A 19,663-nucleotide genomic window follows, 5' to 3' on the forward strand; every position below is an offset into this window, starting at 1 on the left:
CTCCCTCTACGAGCTGAAGGACGAGTCCCGGCGGGACCGTTGGAGCGCGGCTCGGGCCTCGGTCTCGACCGGCATCGGGTCGGTTCCGGTGGCGATGCGGCGGAAGGCTTCGGCTTGCCAGTGGTGGGGGAGTCGGCGGATGCGGTGGGCGAGTTCGGGTGCGTCGATGGTGCGCAGGTGGATGTAGTCGGGCGGGGGTGGTGGTTCGCCCTTTTCGGCGTACGTGGTCGCCGCCGCGAGGGTTTCGGTGAGGGTGGGGCGTTCGGGGTGGCGGGTGCGGGCACCGTGGTGGAGGTCCCGGAGCACGGCTGCTCGCCAGGCGGCTGGGAGGTTGCCCCATTGGCGGGCCGTCTCCACGGCCAGCAGGGCGTTCTGCGCGCGGTCGGGGTCGGCCTCGGGCCACCGCCCGGCGCCGCGTGGGTCGTAGAGGGCGGCGAAGTGGGCGGCGTCCATGCACAGGGCCGTAATCCTGGGCCCGTACGCCTCCACGCACACCTCCAAGGGCCAGGCCCGGCCGATCTCCCGCGAGTCCGCCGCACACCAGTCGGCAGCCGCCCGGATATGCCCGGGAAGCCCCTCCCACACCCCGGACGAGACCAGGGCGCCCCGCACCAGCGGCCCCACCTCCCCCGCCAGCTCGGCGACGACCGGCCACTCCTTCAACCGCCAACACCCCAAAGCGTCCAGTAGACGACGCACATCTTCGAACTCCGGAACCCGTCGGGACGGAGCGATTTCGGGGGCGGGACGGATCGGGGACGCAGACACGTAGGTACCTCTTACCTTCGCAGGCGATTCAGATGAAACATCACCATCAGTAAGGCAAGGGTCGCGCTCCGCGCGTACGCTCAACAGGTCCTGAGCCTTAACAAGCAAAGAGTTAAGGCGGTTTGAGCCTTAGGGGGCTCCATGGCGATGGAGAACGATCACGGCCGGCCCGAGCCGACGTCCAGCCTGCTGGCCTTCTTCGGCTCCCGCCTGCTGAAGCTGCGAATCGAACATGGCTGGTCCCAGAACGAATTAGCGACGAAGGCCCACACCACGGGCGCGATGATCAGCTACGTGGAACACGCCAAGCGCGTACCGTCGGCGGACTTGGCCCAAGACCTCGATCGGGCGTTCGGAACCGAGTTCTTCGCAGAGTTCTACCCGCTGGTGGTTCGGTACGCGTATCCCTCCTGGTTTCTGCCATATGTAAAGCTGGAGGAACAAGCGATCGGGATCCGAATGTTCGACAGCCAAGTCGTTCCCGGGCTGCTACAGACCGAAAGCTATGCCCGCGCGACTCTGGCGGCCATGCGCCCCGATAGCCCGGACGACCTGCTGGCCGCACGTATGACGCGACAGACGCTCTTCGAACGAGATGATCCGCCGTACTGCTGGTTCATCATCGATGAGCAAGCGTTGAGGCGAAACATCGGCGGACTCGACGTCATGGCCGCACAGCTTGAGCGCCTTCTGGTGCTCGGCCGTGAACCCAGGATCGTCATCCAGATCGTTCCGGAAGAAGTAGCCGCGCACCCTGGCTTGGCGGGCCCCTTCACACTCTTGTCCTTCGATCAAAGCCGAGAGCAGGGGAGCGGGAAGCCTCCTCATGATGTCCTCTACGTGGACGGCTTCTCCCAGGGTAGGACAGCACTGGAAAGAGAAGAGGTGACAGCGGCGACGCGTGCATATGATCTGCTCATCAGCTACGCGCTGTCGCCGGAGGCATCGGCTGAACGCGTCAGTGCACACTTGGAGAAGATGAGATGAATCCAAGCAAGTTGTGCATTTCCTGGCACAAGTCCAGCTATAGCAGCCCGAATGGTGGGCAGTGCCTTGAGGTAGGCAAGGGAATCCCCGGCATCGTCCCCCTCCGGGACAGCAAGCGCCCCGACGGCCCCGTCATCATGCTCACCCCGAAGGCATGGGCCGGGCTCGTCGCCCTCGCCCGGGGAACCGACCTGTAGCGGAAGGGTCGGCGAACGGAACACGGGCCGGGCGTCACAGGTCGCTCCCGCCGAACGGGATACCCTCGCACCGACGACGCCCGGCCCTACAGCCGCCCAGTAACCGTGATCTCGTAGACGATCTAGCCTGGTGACGCCTTCGCGGCCATCAGGGCCCCTGTAACTCAGCCACGTGCTAGGCCACTTGGAGCAGGCGAGATGAATCCGAGCAAGTTACACGTCTCCTGGCACAAATCCACCCACAGCACAAACGGTGGCAATTGCATCGAATTTGGTAAGGGGCTCCCGGGCGTCGTCCCCCTCCGCGACAGCCAACGCCCCCAAGGCCCCATCATCATGCTCACCCCCCAGGCATGGGCCGGGCTCGTCACCCTCGCCCGGGAAGCCGACCTGTAGACAGCCGACGAGCCGGGCGTCGCACGTGGTTCCCGCTGAGCGGGACGCCCCTCGCACCGACGACGCCCGGCCATACGGCCGCCCAGCAACCGGGACCTCGTAGACGATCTCAGAGACATCCCGGCGGGGCGGTGATGTTCAGGATGTGTACTCGAGCTCAGTCACTGCGGCCTCACGTACGGCGAGAGCCAGTTCCTCCAGATCGAGGCCGTTCAGGTAGTTCACAAGCGCCGTACGAGTCTCTTCCAACCTGCCGACGAGCCCGGCACCGCCGAGGGCACCCGGCAGGACTACGCCACGGAACTCCTCGTGCCCGATGGCTCCCGCGATCAGCTTCTCAGCCAGCCACACGGATGTGCGTTCCCGAAGGGCGAAGGTCAGGTGGACACTGTCCTCGTCGGAGTCGACGACGTGGGGGTTATGGACCCAGCCCCGTGGGAGCAGGAGTGACTCGCCGGCCCTGAGGTCGATCTCCATGTCCGCCCCAGCCGCCTCCCATGCCGGGATGAAGTGGTCCTTCCACACCCGGAAGCTCTCGTTGTACTCCCGCATGGGAGCCGAGACCTGCGGCTGCCAAAGCTGCCATCGCTTCGTGCCCGAGATCTGGACGATCAAGGCCATCTGCTGATCCCAGTGATGGCGGAGCCCCTGCCCGCCGGGGGGAGTCAGAAAGGCATGGATGTAGTTCGAGTATCCGGTCTCCGACTGAATCGCTGCGGAGATCCGCGACAGTGCCGGCACGACCCGTTGAAGGTTGCCGAGCCGGATGGTGTGACCCTGCTCGTACAGCCGGGCAAGCTTGGTGCGGTCCGTCCGGCCGTTCGTCATGTACGCGTTCTGGTTCAGCGACGGGTTGGGGGCCTTGACGACCGCGATCTCTCCGGCCGGGACACACCCGGTACGGACGTAGTCGCGGATGGTCTCCGCAGTGACGTTCTCATCGAGGGCCTCCCTGTCACGGACGTAAACACGGGGCTCATCCGGCCACGACGTCAGCAGTTCGGTGACACCATCCTCGGGCAGTAGGACACGCAGCGACATGCGGCGACTCCTTACGACGGCGGGAGCGGGCAGGGGATCTCCGGGTGGAAGCGGTTCGGACAGCACACGACGGAGAACGAGATCAGGTTCTTCGACGGTGTGTAGTACACCCAGCTCACATCGACGCCACGGGGCAGTACATCGGTGGTGTAGTCCAGCTTGATGTCCAGGCCGTGGTACGTCTGGGATCCATCCACAGGTTCGAACGGTGGGTTTGCCTCGTACTGCTTTGTCAGCCAAGCCAGTGCGATACCCATGTCGGCCCAGGTTCGGTCAGCAGCGGCCTGGTTCCGCTTCATCAGCCAATGGCCGGTCATGGTGGGCGGCATATCACTCGTCTGGAACTCGGCGGCAGCCTCGCGGTACCGGTCGAGCACCGCCCGTTGCTTCTTGTCCTCGGGATCCAGTACCGACGGCGGACCGTTGGTATGCGGGGGCCTGCGGCCCCCCTCCTTGCCGTATACAGCAGATGGGCCGATCCATGGCCCGTACCCGTGCCAGTGCCCTGACCAGCTCATTTATGCCCTTCTGGGAGGGTGTCGAGCCGCCCCTTGCGAGCTGGCGGCCCGAGCGGTGCATGGTGGGGAGGGCTCAGGTTAGAGCGTCAGCCCCTGCATCCTGGCGTAACCGCGGACGAAGTCGTTCAGCTCCTTCGCGGTGAAGCGCAACTCGACTCCGGCACCCTCGGGTTTGTTGTCACGGAGGACGAAGGCGGACACCGCGCCGGGGATCACGCCGATCTCGACGCACGATTCGTGCTCGCCTCCGAGGTTGCCGCCGCAGAAGCTGTGGAACTCCGCCCCCTGGAGAGGGAGGTCGTAGAGGGAACTCATGGGATGGTCCTCCTGGTGTCGGGTGTACGGAGAATCGTTCTGTGCGGGTGCCCGAGCCTGCAGGAACCCTGAAGCCCCGTCCCGCGCGTGCCGACGCCGACCGCCGTGGTGCCTCCCGATTCCGCCGTGCGACGTCCACGACAACGTAGGACGGGGATCAGCCAACTCCCAAGGAATTTGCGCGAGTTTGCGGCACGTTCGTTGACTAGGTCGAACACCTCGCCGAGCATCGAAATGTCGCGCAAACCCATGCAAGGCAGCGGACGGAGAACAGCCATGAAGCTACGGTTCCTTGGTAAGAACTCCACCCCGGGAGACAGCCCCACCCTGTACGCCAGCGACCAGGACAGCTACGTCGTCCAGGGCTGGAAGGTCTACGCGAACGACTTGCTGATGCGGCTTGAGGTGCCCGAGGGACACACGGTCGTCGAGGTGCCCACCGAGCTCTTCGAGCACCTGACGAAGGACGGCCTGCCGTCCGGAGAAATCAAGGTCTTCGCGGCCCCGATCATGTTTCTCACCGAGCAGGGAACGTGCATCGTCCAAGGCCCGCAGATGCACGACGCCGAAGCCCTGAGTCAGATGCGCATGCCCGATTATGAGACCTGCGTCGAGGTGTCGAAGTCCTCGATCACGGCCCTGCTGAAGGAGAACAGTGGACCTGATCACCAGCGCCCAGCGTGACGAGCTGTTCCACACGTTCCGGCAAGACGCCTTCCACCTGGAGCTGCGGGACGACTACGGCTCGCCCGTCGAGGACACGCCCTATGCCCGGTGGCAGAGGGGCGAGCCCGATGACTACGTGTGGCTGGATCCGTGGATGGCGCTCATGAAGCGCGTCACCGGCGAAGGTAAATCGGTGCGCCGGATCCGCGTCGTCACGGAGCCGCACTCCCGGTACGTGGGGTGGGAGCATTCCTTGACGCGGCTCAACCAGGATGCCGGCGAGGACATCCGGTGGTTGCCACGACACCGGTTGCCGGAAACCATCGCCTTCCCGGTGGCGGGCAACGACTGGTGGCTCTTCGACGACCGCCTCCTCGCCGTGGGCCACTTCGACCAGGACGGCCGTGTCCTCGGATCCGAACTGATCGAGAATCCGGAGACCGTCGCGGAATGCATCCGCGTGCGAGACCTCCTCTGGACCATGGCCACTCCCCACCGCGAGTACAAGCCCTGATCGATCAGTGAGCGCAGAAGCACAGTCGCAACGACAAGCGCTGGGTGCCCGGCTGCGAGGGTTCCGCAAGGACGCGGGGTTCTCAAGTGGGCGGGCATTCGCGCGGGCGACGGGATGGGCCGAGTCCAAAGTCTCCCGGATCGAGAACGGCCGGCAGAACGCCGGAGAGGGTGACATCCGCCTGTGGTGTGCCCTGACCGACACCCAGGAGCACGTCGGCGATCTCATCGCCACGGCCCGGCATATCGAGGAACTGTGGCTCGAGTGGCGCCGACAGCTGGCCAACGGAGCCGCGCCGAGGCAGCAGAAGGCGTTGCCGGTCTACTCCAAGACGACGTTGTTCCGGATCTGGCACCCGACATTGATCTGGGGGTCACTCCAAACGGCGGAGTACGCGGCGGAGACCTTCAAGCAGGTGATCGAGTACTACGGCATCCCGGACGACATGGAAATGGCGGTCGCCAAGCGACTGGAGCGACAGAAGTACCTCCACCAGGGCAACCGGATCTTCAATGTGCTGCTCGCCGAGCAAGCCCTCTACAGCAACTTCGGCGGGCCGGATGTGATGATCGGGCAGCTGGACCGCCTCCAGGCGATCATGGGTCTACCAAGAATGAGTCTCGGCCTGATCCCGAAGTCGGCACCGATGCACATCTGGCCCGGCAACTCCTTCTCCATGTTCGACGACAAGCTCGTTCTGGTCGAGACCTACTCCGCCGAGCTCTCGGTGACGCAGCCGCGAGAGATCGCCCTGTACGCGAAGGCATTCAAGCTCCTGCAGAGGTCGGCCGTCCACGGCGCCAGGGCCAGGGCGCTCATCACCCAGGCAATGCGGCATCACGACCGGCGTTAGCAACCAACCAGGGAGGCACGACGCATGGCGGACACAGCAAATTGGCACAAAAGCTCCTACACAGGAACCGAGAGCTGCGTCGAAGTCGCTGACAACGACCCCGGCGTCATCAGAGTCCGCGACAGCAAACGCCCCCACGGCCCCGTCATCATGCTCACCCCCCAGGCATGGGCCGGGCTCGTCGCCCTCGCCCGGGAAGAAGGCCCGTAAGACTTCCGGCTACGACGCCCGAGGCGCCCCGTACCAGCGCCACTTCGTCAGACGCGGATGGCCGGGCAGTTCGGCGCGGCCCGTGGCCCAGAGCAGGGTGGGCCACGGAGGCGTGGTCGTCGGTGCGTCGGGGAACAGGCGGGTGAGTACCCGGGTACACAGGTCGGCCGGTGGGGTCCAGTCGAGGTCGAGGCCGGAGGCCAGGTCGTGGGTGTGGACCAGGGTCTCCACGATTCCCATCGCGGCGAAGCCCTCCGGGTCCGACGCCCCGTGGGAATGGTGGGCGCGAACGTGTGGCGGGGTCGTGCGGACCATGGCGACCAGGAGCGCGCCGCTCGCCTCCAGGACCTGCATCAGGCCGGCGGGGCCCGCCGCGCGGTCCGCGTGGATCGCGTTCGCGGGGCCGCCGGGGCGACGGGGTGCCCAGACGAAGGGGACCTCTCCCGCCATCGGCGGGTTCCTGGGGGCGATCTGTGCGGCGTAGGCGAACAGGTCGTCGCTGAGATGCTCGGCCGTCTCCCAGCAGTCCCACTCCAGCGACCCGGCTCTCCGGTCCCAGGCGTCCGGGGGCGCTTCCCGAAGGGTGGCGACGGCGAGTTGGACGGCGTGGTCGAGATCGTCGGCGGTGACGGGGGACGGGGTGGTTTCCGCTGCTCCGGGCATGGCAGGAACTCTAAATCCACTCGCGGGTACGGCCCCGATGCATCACCATCGGTCGTCGCGGCACGGCGACGTACGAGGGGGTACGCATGGGACAGGCACAGGGTTTCGGCTACGAGCGACGCGGCGACGGCTCCGTCGAGATCCGGCACCACGGCCGGTCCGCTGCCGTCCTGCGCGGCGGCCGGGCCGCCCGGTTCGTCCAGGAGGCCACGGCCGGGGACGAGCAATTGGTGATGGCCCGCTGGACGGGGAACTACCGACGCGGGAACGAGCGCACGGCCCGGCGGCATCCCCGTAATGCGGCCCGATCCTGACGCGTGACAGCGCCCGTGGAGCGGGCCGCTTCGGCGAGGCCGGTGAGCAGGGGCAGGATCGCCGAGCCGGTGAAGACTCCGGTGTGGACCTCGACCGACGCGTCGCCGAGGACAGGGCGGGCGACTGTGACCCGGCTCGGGTCCCGTCGCGGCGAGGTGGCCGCTTCGTTCCTCGCGCCGATTTCGCCGCCCTGTCACGTACAGCCCCCGACATCGCCCCGGAGGCGTTCCGAGCGGACCAGGACGCGGCTGCCGAACAGGAACCGGACGATCCCTACACCCGCTGAGAGGCTGCGGGTCGCCCTGTACGAGTCCCGCAGACCGTCGGCCCGTCACGAACCCCTCGGCGCGTGCCTCTCCCGCAATTCCTCGAACCGCGCCAGCTCCGCAAGCGCCGCGTCCCGGTGGCCCAGGTCGAGGGCCGTGGTGGCGCGGGCGTGGAGGTAGATGGCGTCCTCGCGGACCGCGCACGGGAGGCGGCTGTTGAGCAGGGCGCGCAGGCCCACGCTCAGGAAGAGATTCGTGGTGTAGCGCCAGTCGGGCTCGATCCAGCCCAGTGCCTCGCGGCGGATGTCGTCCAGGTAGTCGCGGACCTGGCCGTCCGCCTCCGCCGGGGCGGGGGTGTGCGGCTGGTGCGGGTGCGGGGTCAGGTCGTCCGCCCGGGACCTCAGGGCGGCGACCGCGTCCTCCGCCGCGTCCAGGTCCGCGACCGTCGCGGTGAAGACCTCCGCCGACAGGCGCAGCGCCTCGCGGGCGACGGTCTCGTCATCGGTGGCGTACGCGATGAAGGGGGCCAGCGCGTTGGCGTCGCGGCGCAGGGTGGCCAGGCGCCATGCCTCGTACGGGTCGATCAAGAAATACCGCCTCGGGAACCGGGAACCGGAAGTCAGGAGGCGGGAATCGTCGCAGGCTCGTGGAGTTCGAACCAAATGCATTTCCCCTCGCCCTGCGGGTCGACCCCCCACGCGTCCGCCAGCATCTCCATGAGGACCAGGCCGCGGCCGGAGGAGGCGAGCTCGCCGGGGCGGCGGCGGTGGGGGAGTTCGTCGCTGCTGTCGGCGACCTCGACGCGCAGGACGCGGGTCTGCTGCGGGGTGGCGCCGTTGCTGGTGGTGATGCGGGCGACGAGGAACGCGTGGGCGTCGGTGTGGACCAGGACGTTGGTGACCATCTCGGACACCATCAGGACGGCCGAGTCGACCTGCTCGGGGTCCGTCCAGTCGTGGAGGAGTTCGCGTACGGTCTGCCGGGCCGCCGCGATGCGTTCCGGTTCGGCCTGGGCGATGGTCATCGCGGTACGCCGCGGGGCCTCCTCGACCGGGCCCGGTCCGCCTTCGCGGGAGAGCAGGACGAGGGCGACGTCGTCCTCGCGGCGGTCGGCGAGCGGGCCGACGGTGTAGTGCGAGACGGGGCCGTGGACCGCGGAGACCAGCGAGTCGGCCAGCTCTTCGAGCGACCCGGTCGACGGATGGCGCTCCATGACCTCACGCAGCCGCGCCCACCCCGTGTCGAGGTCGTGGCCGCCGGTTTCGAGGAGGCCGTCGGTGCAGATCATCATCGTCTCGCCCGGTTCGAGGCGGAGCCGGGTGGTGGGGTAGTCCGAGTCGGGGTCGATACCGAGCGGAAGGCCGCCCTCCGTGGGCCAGATGATGACCGTGCCGTCGGCCATCCGGACCGCGGGTTCGGGGTGTCCGGCGCGGGCGATCTCGATACCGCCGGTGGCCGGGTCGAACTCCAGGTAGAGGCAGGTCGCGAAGCGGGATCCGGCGTGGTCCGAGCCGTCGTACGCGTCGGTGACGCCGTGCAGGAAGCGGGAGGCGCGGGAGAGCACCGCGTCGGGGCGGTGGCCCTCGGACGCGTAGGCGCGCAGGGCGATCCTGAGCTGGCCCATCAGTCCGGCGGCGCGTACGTCGTGGCCCTGGACGTCGCCGATGACGAGGGCGAGCCGGCCGGACGGCAGCGGGATCATGTCGTACCAGTCGCCGCCGACCTGGAGCCCGCCGCCGGTCGGTACATAGCGCGCGGCGACCGCCGTGCCCGGCATCGCCGGGCCGAGGACCGGCAGCATGGACCGCTGGAGGCCCTGCGACAGCTCGCGCTCGGTCTCGGCGACCCCGGCCCGGGTCAGCGCCTGGGCCAGCATCCGGGCGACGGTGGTGAGCACCGACCGCTCGTCGGGTGTGAAGACGACCTGGTGGCGGAAGGCGGCCATCCAGGCGCCCATCGTGCGCCCGGAGACGATGAGCGGGAGATACGCCCACGAGCGGCGGCCGAGCCGCTGGGCCAGCGGCCAGCTGGTGGGGTAGCGGCGGGCGTACTCGCCGGGGCTGGGGAGGTAGACGGCCCGGCCGGTACGGACGACCTCGGCCGCGGGGTGATCGGTATCTGCCCGCATATCGGAGAAGGGGTCGCCGTCGGCGCTCTGGTGCCCGTGGTGGCCGATGATCGTCAGTCGCTCACCGGGCGCGGTGCCGAAGACGGCGAGACCGTCGGGGGAGAAGCCGGGCATGGAGAGGGACGCGGCGACCCGCAGCACCTCGGCGGTGGACCGGGCCTCGGCCAGCGCGCGGCCCGCGTCCAGCAGGAACGCCTCCCGGGAGCGCCGCCAGTCGCCGGTGACGGGGGTCTTCGCGGCGGTGCCCTCGGCGGGCTCGGCCACCTCCTGGAGCATGCCGGTCATCTCGAAGCCGCCGTCGACGGCGGTGGGCTTCGTACGGCTGCGTACGGTACGGAGCACCCGGCCCGCGGTGTCGACGACCCGCAGCCTGCCCTCGGCGACCGTGCCCTCGGCGACGGCGAGGTTGATCACACCGTTGATCTCGTTCCAGTCCACGGGGTGGATCCGGGACCGGACCGCGGACTCCGGGCACGAGACGTAGGAGGGGGAGCACCCGCCGGCGGCGACAGGACCGGCAGCAGGACCGGCGGCAGAATCGGCGGAAGGGTCGACGGGCGCGGCGGAGGCGTCGTCGGGCAGGCCGAGCAGACGGGCGGCCTCCGCGTCGAGGGTGACCGTCCCGCCCGCGTTGTCCCATCGCCACAGGCCGGTGGCGACTGCGGCCAGGACGTCCTCGGTGCGCATTTGCTCACTTTATTCCGATCCGGTGGGCGTACGGCCACCGGGGCGGAGGCCCGGCCCCTGCCAGGGCGTACGCGGGGCGCACCGCACCGGCGCACCGCTCCCCGGCGGCAACCCGGCCCGGCCCGGCACCGGGTGAGGGCGCGCGGCACGGCACAAGGGCCGGGGAGCGCCTCCCGAGGGGGCCCGGGGCGGACCCGTCGCCACGAGTCCCGCACCCGCCCCGATGCCCCGGGCGGCTCCTGGCATGTATAAGCCAATGAGGGACGTGAGGGGCGGGCGGTAACCTTTGAAGGCCACATGCTCGCGTATCCGGGGTATGAGGCTCCGCACCACGCCCCGGCACCCGCCGGCGGCCACGGTCGCGCCCCGGCGCCGCCGCCGACCGGACCGGACCGGCGCCCCGCCACCGGACCCGGCCGCCCGGACCGGGCGCATCCGCCCCGACCACCACAAGACTGGATGAACGACGATGCATCGGTACAGGTCCCACACCTGCGGCGAGCTCCGCGCCTCTGACGTCTCCACGGACGTCCGGCTGAGCGGCTGGCTGCACAATCGCCGAGACCTGGGCGGCATCCTCTTCATCGATCTCCGCGACCACTACGGCATCACCCAGCTCGTGGCCCGCCCCGGCACCGCCGCGAACGAGGCGCTGAGCCACCTCACCAAGGAGACCGTGGTCCGGATCGACGGCGCGGTCGTCAGCCGGGGCGCCGACAACGTCAACCCCGACCTGCCCACCGGTGAGGTCGAGGTCGAGGTCTCCGAGGTCGAGGTACTGGGCGCCGCCGCCCAGATCCCCTTCACCATCAACGCCGACGACGGTGTGAACGAGGAGCGGCGGCTCGAATACCGCTTCCTCGACCTGCGCCGTGAGCGCATGCACCGCAACATCATGCTGCGGACCGCCGTGATCTCCTCGATCCGGCACAAGATGACGGCCCTCGGCTTCAACGAGATGGCGACCCCGATCCTGGCCGCGACGTCCCCCGAGGGCGCCCGCGACTTCGTCGTACCGTCCCGGCTGAACCCGGGCAAGTTCTACGCGCTGCCGCAGGCCCCGCAGCAGTTCAAGCAGCTGCTGATGATCTCCGGCTTCGACCGCTACTTCCAGATCGCGCCCTGCTTCCGCGACGAGGACGCCCGCGCCGACCGCTCCCCCGGCGAGTTCTACCAGCTCGACCTGGAGATGAGCTTCGTCGAGCAGGAGGACGTCTTCCAGCCCGTCGAGAAGCTGATGACGGAGATCTTCGAGGAGTTCGGCGGCGGGCGCCACGCCACGTCGCCGTTCCCGCGCATCCCGTTCCGCGAGGCGATGCTGAAGTACGGCTCCGACAAGCCGGACCTCCGCGCCCAGCTGGAGCTGGTGGACATCACCGATGTGTTCGACGGCTCCGAGTTCAAGGCGTTCGCGGGCAAGCACGTCCGCGCGCTGCCGGTGCCGGACGTCTCGGCCCAGCCCCGGAAGTTCTTCGACCAGCTCGGCGAGTACGCGGTCGAGCAGGGCGCGAAGGGCCTGGCCTGGGTCCGCGTCGCCGAGGACGGGTCGCTGTCCGGGCCGATCGCCAAGTTCCTCACCGAGGAGAACGTCAAGGTCCTCACCGAGCGCCTCGGCCTCGCGGCCGGGCACGCCGTCTTCTTCGGCGCGGGCGACGTCGACGAGGTCTCCAAGATCATGGGCGCGGTCCGGGTCGAGGCCGCGAAGCGCTCCGGCCACTTCGAGGAGGGCGTCTTCCGGTTCTGCTGGATCGTCGACTTCCCGATGTACGAGAAGGACGAGGAGACCGGCAAGATCGACTTCTCCCACAACCCCTTCTCGATGCCCCAGGGCGGCATGAAGGACCTGGAGGAGAAGGACCCGCTCGACATTCTGGCCTGGCAGTACGACATCGTCTGCAACGGCATCGAGCTGTCGTCCGGCGCGATCCGGAACCATGAGCCCGAGGTCATGCTGAAGGCGTTCGAGATCGCCGGCTACGCGCGGGAGACCACCGAGGAGGCCTTCGCGGGCATGCTGCGCGCGTTCCGCCTCGGCGCCCCGCCGCACGGCGGTATCGCCCCGGGCATCGACCGCATCGTGATGCTGCTCGCCGACGAGCCGAACATCCGCGAGACGATCGCCTTCCCGCTCAACGGCAACGCCCAGGACCTGATGATGGGCGCGCCGACGGAGCTGGACGAGACGCGGCTGCGCGAGCTGAACCTCCAGCTCCGCAAGCCGGTCGCCAAGCCGTCGCAGCCGGCCGAGTAGCCGTAGCGGGGCAGTAGCGGACCCAGGGGTCCCGTACCACCGTGCGAGTGGCGGCGGTACGGGACCCTTCGCCGTCGCCGGAGCCGTACAGCCCGTACAGCCCGTACCGAGTCCTTACGGGTGGTCAGACGCGCGGGTGGTCCGCCGTCCCGTACCGCGTCCGCAGCTCGCCGATGATCCCGAACGCGGCCGCCGTCACCGGGACCGCCAGCAGCATGCCGAGGATGCCCGCGACGCCCGCGCCCGCCGTGATCGCCAGCATCACCACGGCCGGGTGCATCTGCACGGTCCGGCTCTGGATCATGGGCTGGAGCAGATGGCCTTCGAGTACCTGGACCGCCAGCACCACGCCCAGCGCCCAGAGCGCGATCACCCAGCCCCGGTCGGCCAGCGCCACCAGGACGGCGACCGCGCCGGAGAGGAAGGCGCCGAGGTAGGGGATGTACGCCCCGACGAAGACCAGCGCGCCGAGCCCGATCGCGCCCGGCACCCGCAGGATCAGCAGCCCGGCGGTGATCAGTACGGCATCGATGAGGGCGATGAAGGTGGTCCCGCGCATAAAGCCCTCGACCGCCTCGAAGGCCCGGCGGCCCATGGCCTCCACGGTCTCCCCGGCGGGCCCGGGGACGACCGAGCGGGCGAATCCGGCGGCCTTGTCGGAGTCCCGGAGGAAGAAGAAGATCAGCAGCAGGGCGAGTACGGCGGTGGCGATCGCCTGGCCGACGACGCTCAGCCCGCTGATCACCCCGGACGCGGCGGTACCGCCGAACTTGGTCAGCAGGTCTTTCGCGTTGCGCGCCATGTCCGCGAGGGATGTGCCGGCGGCGCCGAAGTGCTGGGTAATGCCCTGGGCGGCGTCCCGCAGCGACGCCACGATCTGATCGCCGGTGTCGACGAGGGCGAGCACGATGATGTACATCGCCCCGCCGACGACGGCGACGACGGCGACGCAGGTCAGCGCGGCGGCCAGGGACGGATGGACCTTCATCCCGACCAGCCGCCGGTAGAGGGGGCCGAGCAGCGCCGTGCCGAGGATCGCCAGCAGCAGCGGGACGACGGCGGTCCGGAAGGCGATGATCAGCCAGATGCCCACCGCGCCGACCCCGGCGACCAGCAGGATGACGACGCACCAGGCGGCGAGCCGCCGCACCGGCTCGGGTAGCAGGGTGTGCACGCTCCCACGCGATCACGGGTACGGGCCGGGGGCGCGCGGAGGCGGGCCGTACGGGTGAGCCGGGCCGCCGCGCCGCCGCCGGGCAGCCTCAGGGCCGAAGCCGCGCCGATATCCCCGTAACAGCGGAAAAAGCCGCCCATCCGGCGGGGGACCGGATGGGCGGCTGGACCGCCGGACCGATGGGGGGATGGGCCCGGCGGGGTCTTGCGACGCCCGTCTCGAAACCCCTGCCTCGTAACGAACGTCAGTCAATTGTCGCAGATCATAAGGAGTCGGTACGAACCGGGGCGCTCATCCCGGTCGGAACCGGGTACGAACCGGGGTGCTCACCCCGGCCCGCACCCCGGCCCGTACCCCTGTCGGCTCCCCGCGGGTCACGCGCCCCCGGGACCGCCCGAGCCCATCCCGTGGACCGCCGGGACCGTCCCCAGACGGCCCTGCTGGAAGTCCTCGAACGCCTGCCGCAGCTCGGCCTGGGTGTTCATCACGAACGGCCCGTAGTGCGCCATCGGCTCACGTATCGGCCGGCCGCCCAGCAGGACGATCTCCAGGTCGGGCGTGTTCCCGTCCTGTCGCTCGTCGGCGCGGACGGTCAGGGCTCCGCCGTCGCCGAAGACCGCGGTCTGACCGAGCTCGATCGGCCGCCGCTCGGCGCCGACGGAGCCGCGTCCGGCCATCACGTACGCCAGGCCGTTGAAGTCCTGGCGCCAGGGCAGGGTGACCTCCGCGCCCGGCCGCAGGGTGGCGTGGATCATGGTGATCGGGGTGTGGGTGACCCCGGGACCCTCGTGTCCGTCCAGCTCGCCGGCGATGACCCGGAGCAGCGCGCCCCCGTCGGGGGAGGTGAGCAGCTGGACCTGGCCGCCGCGGATGTCCTGGTAGCGGGGGGCCATCATCTTGTCGGCCGCGGGCAGGTTCACCCAGAGCTGGAGGCCGTGGAACAGCCCGCCGGACACGACCAGGCTCTCCGGCGGCGCCTCGATGTGGAGCAGGCCGGAGCCCGCGGTCATCCACTGGGTGTCGCCGTTCTTGATCGTGCCGCCGCCGCCGTTGCTGTCCTGGTGGACGAAGGTGCCGTCGAGCAGATACGTCACGGTCTCGAAGCCGCGGTGGGGGTGCCAGGGGGTGCCCTTGGGCTCGCCCGGCGCGTACTCCACCTCGCCCATCTGGTCCATCATGATGAACGGGTCCAGATGGCGGTAGTTGATCCCGGCGAAGGCCCGGCGCACCGGGAAGCCCTCGCCCTCGAAGCCGGTGGGAGCGGTGGACACGGCGAGCACCGGGCGGGCCACGGCGTCGGCGGGCGCGGCGACACGCGGCAGGGTGAGCGGATTCTCTACGGTCACTGCGGGCATGGGACTACCTCCTCGGAACGGCTGGTGACCCAGGTTCTGTGGACCACTTTAGTTGAATACTGAACTTTCTGCCACCCGCAACGACAAAGGGCCCGGGGTTGTTCCCCGGGCCCTTCGGCGCCGCGACGGCGCGTGTCCGATCAGTACCGATCCGTATCGGTTCATTCGAGAGGCGGCGACCCGCCACGAGCCGCCGCCTCAGGCGCACCCCTCAGCCGCACCCCTCAGCCGTACATCCGGCGCATGGCGAAGTCGACCATCTGCTCCACGGCCTTCGCGTCGAAGACCATCCGGTGCTCGCCCTCCATGTCGAGGACGAAGCCGTAGCCGGTCGGCAGCAGATCGATCACCTCGGCGCCGGTGATGACGAAGTACTTGGACTCCTTGCCCGCGTACCGCCGCAGCTCCTTCAGGGACGTGAACATCGGGATCACCGGCTGCTGGGTGTTGTGCAGCGCGAGGAAGCCGGGGTTGTCGCCGCGCGGGCAGTAGACCTTCGAGGTGGCGAAGATCTGCTGGAAGTCCTCGGCGGCGAGCGATCCGGTGGTGAAGGCCCGCACGGCGTCGGCGAGGGACGGCGGGGACGGCTCCGGATAGAGGGGCTGCCCCGGCACGGAGCCGTGCTGCCCGTGGGACGGCTGGCCGTGCGACTGCGCCCCGTAGGGCTGCTGGGGCGCGTACTGCTGCTGCTGAGCACCCTGACTCTGGTCATAGCCGTACATGCCCGCAAGAGTAACGAGTCACAGATGACCGATTCGGGGTTGCGTCTTATTACCGATGGGTAGCATCATGCATAGCTACTCACCGGTACTGCGTAATCGATCTTTACGGAGCCGTCGCCATGGGGCACTACAAGTCGAATCTCCGCGACATCGAGTTCAACCTCTTCGAGGTCCTCGGACGCGACAAGCTGTACGGCACGGGTCCGTTCGCCGAGATGGACGCCGAGACCGCGAAGAGCATTCTGGAGGAGCTGGCCAGGCTCGCCGAGACCGATCTGGCCGAGTCGTTCGCCGACGCCGACCGCAATCCGCCGGTCTTCGACCCCGCGACCAGCACCGCTCCGGTGCCCGAGTCGTTCAAGAAGAGCTACCGCGCCTTCATGGACTCGGAGTACTGGCGGCTCGGCCTGCCCGAGGAGATCGGCGGCACCACCGCGCCCCGGTCCCTGATCTGGTCCTACGCGGAGCTGCTGCTCGGCGCCAACCCCGCGATATGGATGTACGCGTCGGGGCCCGCCTTCGCCGGGATCCTGTACGCGGAGGGGAACGAGGCGCAGAAGAAGGTCGCCGCCCTCGCCGTCGAGAAGCAGTGGGGCTCCACCATGGTGCTCACCGAGCCGGACGCCGGCTCGGACGTGGGCGCCGGCCGCACGAAGGCGGTGCCGCAGGACGACGGCACCTGGCACATCGAGGGCGTGAAGCGCTTCATCACCTCCGGTGAGCACGACATGGCGGAGAACATCTTCCACTACGTGCTCGCCCGCCCCGAGGGCGCCGGACCCGGCACCAAGGGCCTCTCCCTCTTCCTCGTACCGAAGTACGAGTTCGACTGGGAGACCGGCGAACTGGGCGAGCGCAACGGCGTCTACGCCACCAACGTCGAGCACAAGATGGGCCTGAAGGCGTCCAACACCTGCGAGATGACGTTCGGCGACCGCCACCCCGCCAAGGGCTGGCTGATCGGCGACAAGCACGACGGCATCCGCCAGATGTTCATGATCATCGAGTTCGCCCGGATGATGGTCGGTACGAAGGCGATCGCCACGCTCTCCAGCGGCTATCTGAACGCGCTGGAGTACGCGAAGGAGCGCGTCCAGGGCCAGGACCTGGTCAACTTCATGGACAAGACCGCGCCCAAGGTCACCATCACCCACCACCCGGACGTCCGCAGGTCCCTGATGACGCAGAAGGCGTACGCGGAGGGCATGCGGGCGCTCGTCCTCTACACCGCGTCCGTCCAGGACGACATCGCGGCCAAGGAGGCGGCGGGCGAGGACGCGTCGGCACTCGTCGCCTTCAACGATCTGCTGCTGCCGATCGTGAAGGGCTACGGCTCGGAGAAGTCGTACGAGCAGCTGGCCCAGTCGCTCCAGATCTTCGGCGGCTCCGGCTACCTCCAGGAGTACCCGCTGGAGCAGTACATCCGGGACGCCAAGATCGACACCCTCTACGAGGGCACCACGGCGATCCAGGGCCAGGACTACTTCTTCCGGAAGATCGTCCGCGACCAGGGCCAGGCCCTGAACACGCTGGCGGAGGAGATCAAGAAGTTCCTGGCGGTCGGCGAGGGCGGCGAGGACCTGGCCCCGGCCCGGGACGCGCTGGCCAAGGCGGCGGTCGATCTTGAGGCCATCGTCGGCACGATGACCAACGACCTGATCGCCACCGGCGACGACGTGAAGAACATCTACAAGGTCGGCCTCAACACGACCCGGCTGCTGTACGCCTCCGGGGACGTCGTCGTCGGCTATCTGCTGCTGCGCGGCGCGGCCGTGGCGGCGGAGAAGCTGCGGTCCGGCTCGGCCTCCGCGAAGGACGTGCCGTTCTACCGGGGCAAGGTCGCCGCCGCGAAGTTCTTCGCCGCGAACGTCCTGCCGGGCGTCTCGGTGGAGCGCGCGCTGGCGGAGTCGGTGGACGGGTCGCTGATGGACCTCGACGAGGCGTCGTTCTGACCCCCTTCGACCAGCCCGGTTGCCCGCCTGTGGCGATTCCGTAGCGGAACGCGTACGCGGCCCGGCGCCTTCGGGGATTCCCGAGGGCGCCGGGCCGTTCGTATGATCACGCCAACGGGATGGGGGGACCATGCGGTTGACGAGGAATGTACGCCTCACCGGCCTCGCGGCGGCGCTGACGGCGACGGCCGTCCTGCTCACGGGCTGCGGCGGCGGCACAGACACCTCCGGCGACGGCGACGGCGACAAGAAGACCACTCAGCGCGTCGACGGGGGCGACAAGGGCGACGGTACGAGCCCGGAGCCCGGCCGGACGCATGTCGACGAGGACAAGTCGGCCTCGACCCGGCTCACCCCCGAGCAGACGATCGCCGTCCTGCCCCGCGCCGACGACCTCGTCGACTGGTCCCTGACCACCCGCCCCTTCGCCCAAGACCTCAAGAAGAAGGCCCCGAAGTGCACCGGCGCCTTCGCCTGGTGCAAGGGCGCGCTCCAGTCGAGCACCGCGTTCTTCACCCACCAGGACGCGGGCCATATCGAGTTCACCGTGTACGCCTACGACTCCGGCGCGGCTGCCGACGCGGCGTACCGCCTGGTCATGGAGGACCTGACGGACCGCGAGCTGAACCCCGAGAGCGTCACCGAGGTCCCCCTCGCCACCCGCGTCGGCGACGCCGCCCTCGCCAAGAAGGGCACCACCCGCCTCACCAGCCCCGGCAGCCTCCTGGTCAGCAGGGTGGGCACCACGGTCGTGACGGTCCGCACCGGCGGCCTGGCGACGATGGCGAAGTCGTACTCCCCGCGGGAACTGACGGCCCTCGGCACCCTGATCGCCGACCGCTCCCGCCAGGTCCAGAAGGGCGGCGCGGCCACCCTGGAGCTGCCGGATGACGCGCTGACGATCGAGAAGCGGAAGAACTGAGACACCCGGGCCCTGAACAGGGCATTCAGCCCATAGATGTCAATACGGAACAGGCGCCCCATCCATTCGAGTGACGTCATTGTCGTATCAGCTGGGTACGCTGAAACCAGGGCTCAGAATCCCGTCCATGGGAGGCACCATGACCGCTGGGGCAAGGAACTACTCGCAGCATCGGCAGCCCGATGGCTCCGCGTGGCCCATGCCCCCGCAGGACGGCTATACCGTGGACGACTTCTTCAGCCTCGACCTCCCGCCGCATACCGAGATGATCGACGGGAGTCTGGTTTTCGTGAGTCCGCAGCGCAAGTTCCATTCGCTGGCGATGTATCTGCTGGAACTGGGCCTGCGCCGAAGCATCCCCGAACATCTCCGGGTGCGCCGGGAGATGGCCGTGGTGCTCACCGACAAGACCGTCCCGGAGCCGGATCTGATCGTCGTCACGGCCGAGAGCGACGGCGAGTCGGAACAGACCCGCTACCGGGCGGACGACGTCGTCCTCGCCATCGAGGTCGTCTCCCCCGACTCCGAGTCCCGTGACCGGGACACCAAGCCCCGCAAGTACGCGGCGGCCGGGATCCCCTCCTTCTGGCTGGTCGAGATGGACCCCCGCGGCAAGGGGCCCGTCGTGCACACCCACACCTACGACCCGGCAACGCGCGCGTACACGCCCACCGGGGTGTACCGCGACCGGCTGAAGATCGCCGAACCCTTCGACGTGGACATCGACCTCACCGAGTACGACCGACTGTAAGCCGAGGTCGCG

The 19,663-nt window shown here is 68.9% G+C and carries 22 protein-coding genes and 1 pseudogene; 13 read left to right on the top strand and 10 right to left on the bottom strand.

Going from position 1 to position 19,663, the window contains the following annotated elements:
• Positions 1-6: 6 nt before the first annotated feature.
• Entirely contained in the window at positions 7-663 is a 657-nt protein-coding gene (locus tag ACFXG1_RS06570; protein ID WP_384707051.1) for a hypothetical protein, read from the bottom strand.
• 246 nt (positions 664-909) lie between these two features.
• On the opposite strand from ACFXG1_RS06570, the gene ACFXG1_RS06575 reads away from it, so the two are divergent.
• The 3 genes from ACFXG1_RS06575 to ACFXG1_RS06585 all read left to right on the top strand — a co-directional run bounded on the left by ACFXG1_RS06575 (position 910) and on the right by ACFXG1_RS06585 (position 2,348).
• Positions 910-1,755 carry a helix-turn-helix domain-containing protein gene (locus ACFXG1_RS06575; RefSeq protein WP_384707054.1) on the top strand — a complete coding sequence of 282 codons (846 nt, stop codon included), beginning with the start codon at positions 910-912 and terminating at the stop codon, positions 1,753-1,755.
• On the top strand, positions 1,752-1,952 hold the full coding sequence (locus ACFXG1_RS06580; protein ID WP_384707057.1) for a DUF397 domain-containing protein: 201 nt from the start codon (positions 1,752-1,754) through the stop codon (positions 1,950-1,952). The genes ACFXG1_RS06575 and ACFXG1_RS06580 overlap by 4 nt, the downstream gene beginning before the upstream one ends.
• Before the next feature lie 198 nt (positions 1,953-2,150).
• The gene (locus ACFXG1_RS06585; RefSeq protein ID WP_384707060.1) at positions 2,151-2,348 is read left to right on the top strand and encodes a DUF397 domain-containing protein; all 198 of its coding nucleotides are present in this window, start codon (positions 2,151-2,153) and stop codon (positions 2,346-2,348) included.
• A 138-nt stretch (positions 2,349-2,486) separates the two neighbouring features.
• Here the strand turns inward: ACFXG1_RS06585 and ACFXG1_RS06590 are convergent, their stop codons facing one another.
• From ACFXG1_RS06590 to ACFXG1_RS06600, 3 genes are all read right to left on the bottom strand, one after another.
• Positions 2,487-3,389 (bottom strand): JmjC domain-containing protein, encoded by a 903-nt coding sequence (locus tag ACFXG1_RS06590; protein ID WP_384707063.1) that lies wholly within the window; start codon positions 3,387-3,389, stop codon positions 2,487-2,489.
• 11 nt (positions 3,390-3,400) lie between these two features.
• The gene (locus tag ACFXG1_RS06595) at positions 3,401-3,766 is read right to left on the bottom strand and encodes a hypothetical protein (protein ID WP_384707066.1); all 366 of its coding nucleotides are present in this window, start codon (positions 3,764-3,766) and stop codon (positions 3,401-3,403) included.
• Positions 3,767-3,985: 219 nt separating this feature from the next.
• The gene (locus ACFXG1_RS06600; RefSeq protein WP_384707069.1) at positions 3,986-4,222 is read right to left on the bottom strand and encodes a DUF397 domain-containing protein; all 237 of its coding nucleotides are present in this window, start codon (positions 4,220-4,222) and stop codon (positions 3,986-3,988) included.
• Positions 4,223-4,498: 276 nt separating this feature from the next.
• On the opposite strand from ACFXG1_RS06600, the gene ACFXG1_RS06605 reads away from it, so the two are divergent.
• The 4 genes from ACFXG1_RS06605 to ACFXG1_RS06620 are packed head-to-tail and all read left to right on the top strand — an operon-like array spanning position 4,499 to position 6,465.
• Positions 4,499-4,906 carry a hypothetical protein gene (locus tag ACFXG1_RS06605; RefSeq protein ID WP_384707072.1) on the top strand — a complete coding sequence of 136 codons (408 nt, stop codon included), beginning with the start codon at positions 4,499-4,501 and terminating at the stop codon, positions 4,904-4,906.
• The gene (locus ACFXG1_RS06610; RefSeq protein ID WP_384707075.1) at positions 4,878-5,402 is read left to right on the top strand and encodes a DUF6879 family protein; all 525 of its coding nucleotides are present in this window, start codon (positions 4,878-4,880) and stop codon (positions 5,400-5,402) included. The genes ACFXG1_RS06605 and ACFXG1_RS06610 overlap by 29 nt, the downstream gene beginning before the upstream one ends.
• A gap of 7 nt (positions 5,403-5,409) precedes the next feature.
• Positions 5,410-6,255, top strand: a complete 846-nt coding sequence (locus ACFXG1_RS06615) for a helix-turn-helix domain-containing protein (RefSeq protein ID WP_384707079.1) — start codon at positions 5,410-5,412, stop codon at positions 6,253-6,255.
• Positions 6,256-6,279: 24 nt separating this feature from the next.
• Positions 6,280-6,465, top strand: a complete 186-nt coding sequence (locus ACFXG1_RS06620) for a DUF397 domain-containing protein (RefSeq protein WP_384707082.1) — start codon at positions 6,280-6,282, stop codon at positions 6,463-6,465.
• Positions 6,466-6,474: 9 nt separating this feature from the next.
• Here ACFXG1_RS06620 and ACFXG1_RS06625 read toward each other — a convergent pair whose 3' ends face one another.
• Positions 6,475-7,128, bottom strand: coding sequence for a hypothetical protein (locus ACFXG1_RS06625; RefSeq protein ID WP_384707085.1), 654 nt, complete (start codon positions 7,126-7,128; stop codon positions 6,475-6,477).
• An 86-nt stretch (positions 7,129-7,214) separates the two neighbouring features.
• Between ACFXG1_RS06625 and ACFXG1_RS06630 the strand changes: the two genes are divergently transcribed.
• The gene (locus ACFXG1_RS06630) at positions 7,215-7,442 is read left to right on the top strand and encodes a hypothetical protein (RefSeq protein ID WP_384707088.1); all 228 of its coding nucleotides are present in this window, start codon (positions 7,215-7,217) and stop codon (positions 7,440-7,442) included.
• A 140-nt stretch (positions 7,443-7,582) separates the two neighbouring features.
• Positions 7,583-7,729, top strand: a pseudogene (locus ACFXG1_RS06635) (prevent-host-death protein); the annotation flags it as partial.
• A 45-nt stretch (positions 7,730-7,774) separates the two neighbouring features.
• On the opposite strand, the gene ACFXG1_RS06640 reads toward ACFXG1_RS06635, so the two are convergent.
• Both ACFXG1_RS06640 and ACFXG1_RS06645 read right to left on the bottom strand, forming a co-directional pair.
• A complete protein-coding gene (locus ACFXG1_RS06640; protein ID WP_384707091.1) occupies positions 7,775-8,296 on the bottom strand; it encodes a hypothetical protein in 522 nt (173 codons plus the stop codon).
• Between the two features lie 32 nt (positions 8,297-8,328).
• A complete protein-coding gene (locus tag ACFXG1_RS06645) occupies positions 8,329-10,524 on the bottom strand; it encodes a SpoIIE family protein phosphatase (RefSeq protein WP_384707094.1) in 2,196 nt (731 codons plus the stop codon).
• A 469-nt stretch (positions 10,525-10,993) separates the two neighbouring features.
• On the opposite strand from ACFXG1_RS06645, the gene aspS reads away from it, so the two are divergent.
• The gene (aspS, locus tag ACFXG1_RS06650; RefSeq protein ID WP_384707097.1) at positions 10,994-12,775 is read left to right on the top strand and encodes an aspartate--tRNA ligase; all 1,782 of its coding nucleotides are present in this window, start codon (positions 10,994-10,996) and stop codon (positions 12,773-12,775) included.
• Positions 12,776-12,899: 124 nt separating this feature from the next.
• Here the strand turns inward: aspS and ACFXG1_RS06655 are convergent, their stop codons facing one another.
• The 3 genes from ACFXG1_RS06655 to ACFXG1_RS06665 form a co-directional block, all read right to left on the bottom strand.
• Positions 12,900-13,949: an AI-2E family transporter gene (locus ACFXG1_RS06655; RefSeq protein WP_384707100.1), complete on the bottom strand. Its 1,050-nt coding sequence runs from the start codon at positions 13,947-13,949 to the stop codon at positions 12,900-12,902.
• 374 nt (positions 13,950-14,323) lie between these two features.
• A complete protein-coding gene (locus ACFXG1_RS06660) occupies positions 14,324-15,304 on the bottom strand; it encodes a pirin family protein (protein ID WP_384707103.1) in 981 nt (326 codons plus the stop codon).
• A gap of 224 nt (positions 15,305-15,528) precedes the next feature.
• Positions 15,529-16,026 carry an SseB family protein gene (locus ACFXG1_RS06665; RefSeq protein ID WP_384707106.1) on the bottom strand — a complete coding sequence of 166 codons (498 nt, stop codon included), beginning with the start codon at positions 16,024-16,026 and terminating at the stop codon, positions 15,529-15,531.
• 119 nt (positions 16,027-16,145) lie between these two features.
• On the opposite strand from ACFXG1_RS06665, the gene ACFXG1_RS06670 reads away from it, so the two are divergent.
• The 3 genes from ACFXG1_RS06670 to ACFXG1_RS06680 all read left to right on the top strand — a co-directional run bounded on the left by ACFXG1_RS06670 (position 16,146) and on the right by ACFXG1_RS06680 (position 19,651).
• Complete coding sequence (locus ACFXG1_RS06670; protein WP_384707109.1) at positions 16,146-17,978, top strand: acyl-CoA dehydrogenase; 1,833 nt, start codon at positions 16,146-16,148, stop codon at positions 17,976-17,978.
• 130 nt (positions 17,979-18,108) lie between these two features.
• Entirely contained in the window at positions 18,109-18,900 is a 792-nt protein-coding gene (locus ACFXG1_RS06675) for a hypothetical protein (RefSeq protein ID WP_384707112.1), read from the top strand.
• Positions 18,901-19,039: 139 nt separating this feature from the next.
• Positions 19,040-19,651, top strand: coding sequence for a Uma2 family endonuclease (locus tag ACFXG1_RS06680; RefSeq protein ID WP_384707115.1), 612 nt, complete (start codon positions 19,040-19,042; stop codon positions 19,649-19,651).
• The last annotated feature ends 12 nt before the right edge of the window (positions 19,652-19,663 follow it).

The sequence above is a fragment of the Streptomyces sp. NPDC059248 genome, from assembly GCF_042753905.1.
Classification (GTDB): domain Bacteria; phylum Actinomycetota; class Actinomycetes; order Streptomycetales; family Streptomycetaceae; genus Streptomyces.

Excerpts from the sequence above, each read along its gene's own strand:
- ACFXG1_RS06680 (WP_384707115.1), top strand. The coding sequence starts at position 19,040 with ATGACCGCTGGGGCAAGGAACTACTCGCAGCATCGGCAGCCCGATGGC.
- ACFXG1_RS06645 (WP_384707094.1), bottom strand. The coding sequence starts at position 10,524 with ATGCGCACCGAGGACGTCCTGGCCGCAGTCGCCACCGGCCTGTGGCGA.
- ACFXG1_RS06580 (WP_384707057.1), top strand. The coding sequence starts at position 1,752 with ATGAATCCAAGCAAGTTGTGCATTTCCTGGCACAAGTCCAGCTATAGC.
- ACFXG1_RS06605 (WP_384707072.1), top strand. The coding sequence starts at position 4,499 with ATGAAGCTACGGTTCCTTGGTAAGAACTCCACCCCGGGAGACAGCCCC.
- aspS (WP_384707097.1), top strand. The coding sequence starts at position 10,994 with ATGCATCGGTACAGGTCCCACACCTGCGGCGAGCTCCGCGCCTCTGAC.
- ACFXG1_RS06665 (WP_384707106.1), bottom strand. The coding sequence starts at position 16,026 with ATGTACGGCTATGACCAGAGTCAGGGTGCTCAGCAGCAGCAGTACGCG.
- ACFXG1_RS06670 (WP_384707109.1), top strand. The coding sequence starts at position 16,146 with ATGGGGCACTACAAGTCGAATCTCCGCGACATCGAGTTCAACCTCTTC.
- ACFXG1_RS06630 (WP_384707088.1), top strand. The coding sequence starts at position 7,215 with ATGGGACAGGCACAGGGTTTCGGCTACGAGCGACGCGGCGACGGCTCC.
- ACFXG1_RS06575 (WP_384707054.1), top strand. The coding sequence starts at position 910 with ATGGCGATGGAGAACGATCACGGCCGGCCCGAGCCGACGTCCAGCCTG.
- ACFXG1_RS06625 (WP_384707085.1), bottom strand. The coding sequence starts at position 7,128 with ATGCCCGGAGCAGCGGAAACCACCCCGTCCCCCGTCACCGCCGACGAT.
- ACFXG1_RS06585 (WP_384707060.1), top strand. The coding sequence starts at position 2,151 with ATGAATCCGAGCAAGTTACACGTCTCCTGGCACAAATCCACCCACAGC.
- ACFXG1_RS06620 (WP_384707082.1), top strand. The coding sequence starts at position 6,280 with ATGGCGGACACAGCAAATTGGCACAAAAGCTCCTACACAGGAACCGAG.
- ACFXG1_RS06600 (WP_384707069.1), bottom strand. The coding sequence starts at position 4,222 with ATGAGTTCCCTCTACGACCTCCCTCTCCAGGGGGCGGAGTTCCACAGC.
- ACFXG1_RS06675 (WP_384707112.1), top strand. The coding sequence starts at position 18,109 with ATGCGGTTGACGAGGAATGTACGCCTCACCGGCCTCGCGGCGGCGCTG.
- ACFXG1_RS06590 (WP_384707063.1), bottom strand. The coding sequence starts at position 3,389 with ATGTCGCTGCGTGTCCTACTGCCCGAGGATGGTGTCACCGAACTGCTG.
- ACFXG1_RS06660 (WP_384707103.1), bottom strand. The coding sequence starts at position 15,304 with ATGCCCGCAGTGACCGTAGAGAATCCGCTCACCCTGCCGCGTGTCGCC.